The organism is Petralouisia muris (assembly GCF_004793545.1).
GTDB classification, from domain to species: Bacteria; Bacillota; Clostridia; order Lachnospirales; family Lachnospiraceae; genus Petralouisia; species Petralouisia muris.
In genome coordinates this window covers 1-333 of record NZ_SRYA01000279.1, presented here as the reverse complement: position 1 = coordinate 333, position 333 = coordinate 1, and the positions used below count along the sequence as shown (strand labels likewise).

Here is a 333-nt window from a genome sequence, read left to right as displayed (position 1 = left end):
GTAGTACACGCCCTCGGACTGCGCATCAAAGCCGCATATATGGCAGGTGCAGGAGTCGGGGCAGAAAAGGAGGCAGCATGACTGATCCCAAAACCAAACAGGCAATACTAAAAATGCGGGAGGATGGCGCATCGTATGCAGAAATTGCGGGCTTTTTCTCCTTATCCCCAAACACTGTAAAATCTATCTGCTACCGCAATGGCATTCATGCCCCATTTGGCAACTGTACGGAAACTGGTTTATGTAAAAATTGCGGCAAACCATTATCACACCCAACAGGTGGCGGACGCAAGATTTTTTGCAGCAACCGGTGCCGTTACCAGTGGTGGAACC

At 49.8% G+C, this 333-nt stretch carries 1 protein-coding gene; it reads left to right on the top strand.

From position 1 onward, the window contains the following. Nucleotides 1-77: 77 nt before the first annotated feature. The coding region (locus tag E5329_RS31470; RefSeq protein ID WP_135992606.1) for an RNA polymerase sigma factor sigma-70 region 4 domain-containing protein at nt 78-333 on the top strand (256 nt) is incomplete at its 3' end.